Source organism: Streptomyces sp. NPDC006458 (assembly GCF_040612135.1).
Taxonomy (GTDB): domain Bacteria; phylum Actinomycetota; class Actinomycetes; order Streptomycetales; family Streptomycetaceae; genus Streptomyces.
In genome coordinates this window covers 1-2,483 of the sequence record NZ_JBEXPR010000088.1, presented here as the reverse complement: position 1 = coordinate 2,483, position 2,483 = coordinate 1, and the positions used below count along the sequence as shown (strand labels likewise).

Annotated in this window: 2 protein-coding genes and 1 pseudogene; all 3 read left to right on the top strand. The window is 67.3% G+C overall.

What is annotated here, in order from left to right; all coding sequences use genetic code 11:
* A partial coding sequence (locus ABZZ79_RS39660; protein ID WP_356697546.1) for a carboxyl transferase domain-containing protein occupies positions 1-216 on the top strand: 216 nt, incomplete at its 5' end.
* Positions 217-659: 443 nt separating this feature from the next.
* The gene (locus tag ABZZ79_RS39655; RefSeq protein WP_356697544.1) at positions 660-1,535 is read left to right on the top strand and encodes an AfsR/SARP family transcriptional regulator; all 876 of its coding nucleotides are present in this window, start codon (positions 660-662) and stop codon (positions 1,533-1,535) included.
* Between the two features lie 142 nt (positions 1,536-1,677).
* Positions 1,678-2,483 (top strand): annotated as a pseudogene (locus ABZZ79_RS39650) (Fe-S oxidoreductase); the annotation flags it as partial.

Sequence of the window (2,483 nt, the reverse complement as noted above, 5' to 3'; positions counted from 1 at the left end):
ATCGCCGACGCCGAGGACCCCGAGGCCATGCGGGCCCGCATGGTCAAGGAGTACAAGGCCGAGCTGATGCACCCGTACTACGCGGCCGAGCGCGGACTGGTCGACGACGTCATCGACCCCGCCGAGACCCGCGAGGTGCTGATCAAGTCCCTGACCATGCTGCGGAACAAACATGCCGCCCTGCCGTCCCGCAAGCACGGCAACCCCCCGCAGTGATGCCACGAGCGTGACCCCGTGCGAGCCTGACGGACCGTACGGACCCTGGGCCGGACGAGCGCACGACGCCGTCCGGCCCTTCGTGATGGCCGCAGGCCCAAGTTGCCCCATTGTTTGGGCCCGCAAGCTCCTGGCGCGCCTCCAACAAACCGCATGATGGGTCTGTTATCTTGCTTGAGGGAGTCTGCTCACATGTCGAGAGCGCCCGTTTGGTCTGGCACATCCCTGCGAGAGTGGGTCCACGGGGTCGCTGTGAGGGACGGTGGTCGGGTGCCCCCGGGGTCGATAAATCCGCAGTTCAGAGCGCATCTTGCGAACGGTTGCCCGACTCTTCTGCTCGAATCAATAAAACCGCGTAACTGGTTTGGTATTGACAAACCGTGCGGCCTGTTTTGTACTCGTGAGGTGCAGGACACCGGCACACTCAACTAGGGGGCAACGGCGTGCGCATCGAGGTATTGGGCGTATTGGACGTCAGGGAGAACGAGGTGTCCATCACACCTACCGCGCCGAAGCCCCGGCAGGTGCTCGCCCTTCTGGCGCTGCACGCCGATCAGGTGGTGCCGGTCTCCGCACTCATCGACGAACTGTGGGCGGGCCAGCCGCCACGCAGTGCGCGCACCACGCTGCAGACCTATGTGCTGCAGCTGCGCGACCTCATCACCGTGGCGCTGGAGAAGGAGACGCCCGGTGAGCCGGGGGGTGCCGTGCGCACCGCCAAGGACGTCCTGGTCACCTCGCCCGGTGGCTACATGCTCGTCTCCAGCGGTGGAACCAGCGACGTCAAGGAGTTCGACCGTCTCGCCGGCATGGGCTACCGCGCCATGGACGCGGGCGACTTCAAGGACGCCGCGCGGCTGCTGCGCGACGCGCTCGCCCTGTGGACCGGCTCGGCCTTCGCCGACGTGCAGACCGGTGCGCAACTGGAGATGGAGGCCCAGCGGCTGGAGGAGAGCCGGCTGTGCGCCCTCGACCAGCGGATCGAGGCCGACCTGCGGCTCGGCCGGCACCGCGAACTGCTCGCGGAACTGACCGTACTGACCCGCCGCTACCGCACCCACGAGAACCTGCACGCCCAGTTCATGCTGGCGCTGCACCGCTCGGGTCGGCGCGGCGAGGCCCTCGACGTCTATCACCGGCTGCGCAGCACCCTCGTACGGGACCTGGGTCTCGAGCCCTCGGCGCGGCTGCGCAGGCTTCAGCAGTCCATCCTGGTGGCTGCTCCGGAGACCCCGCTCGTGCCCGAGCACCAGCTGCCCGCCGGGGGGTCGTTGTCCGCCGAGCGCCCAGGCCGGGGCCGCCCCCTGCACGTCAACTGACGGGCGAGCGGCGCAGATCACCGTCACAAGGCACTGCGGCGCGGCGCGACAAGTGGGTACGCTCGTACGAACTGCATAAGTTACCGCTTAGTAATTGAGCTGGGCGGTCTCACTGAACTCCGCAGTCTCGAGGAGCCCACGCATGCAACTCGCCGCGATCGTCGTGTCGCTGGTCCTGACAGTGATCGGTTCGGTCCTGTTCGTCCGGGTCATCGCCCGGTTCTTCCGGTTCTTCCGGCTCGGTCAGCCGTTGCCGGCCGGGGCGCGGACGGACGGCCCGTATCGGCGCAGTGTGACGCTGGTGCGGGAGTTCCTCGGTCATTCCCGGATGAACCGCTGGGGTGTGATCGGTTTCGCGCACTGGTTCGTGGCGATCGGGTTCCTGACCCTGATCCCGATCCTGGGGCAGGCGATCGGGCAGGTGTTCGTGGCGGACTTCCGGCTGCCGCTGCTGGGCGGTTTCCTGCCGTGGGAGATGTACGTCGAGTTCATCACGGTGATGACGACGGTGGGCATCGCGACCCTGATCCCGATCCGGCTGCTGGGCCTGCCGTCGCGGGCGGGCCGCAAGTCGCGGTTCGCGGGGTCGACGGCCTGGCAGGCGTACTTCGTGGAGTACGTGATCCTGACGATCGGCATCGTGATCTACGTGCTGCGCGGGCTGGAGGGCGCGATGCACCACGTGGAGACTTACGAGGCGGCGTTCTTCGCCTCGTATCCGCTGGTGGCCGCCTTCGACGGGCTGAGCGGCTCCACGCTGGAGACGCTGGTCTACCTGTTCGCCGGGATCAAGGTGAGCGTGTCGTTCATCTGGATGATCGTGGTGTCGCTGAACGCGGACATGGGTGTGGCGTGGCACCGGTTCCTGGCGTTCCCGAACATCTGGTTCAAGCGCAACGCGGACGGCGGCACGTCGCTGGGTGCCCTGCTGCCGATGACCTCGGGCGG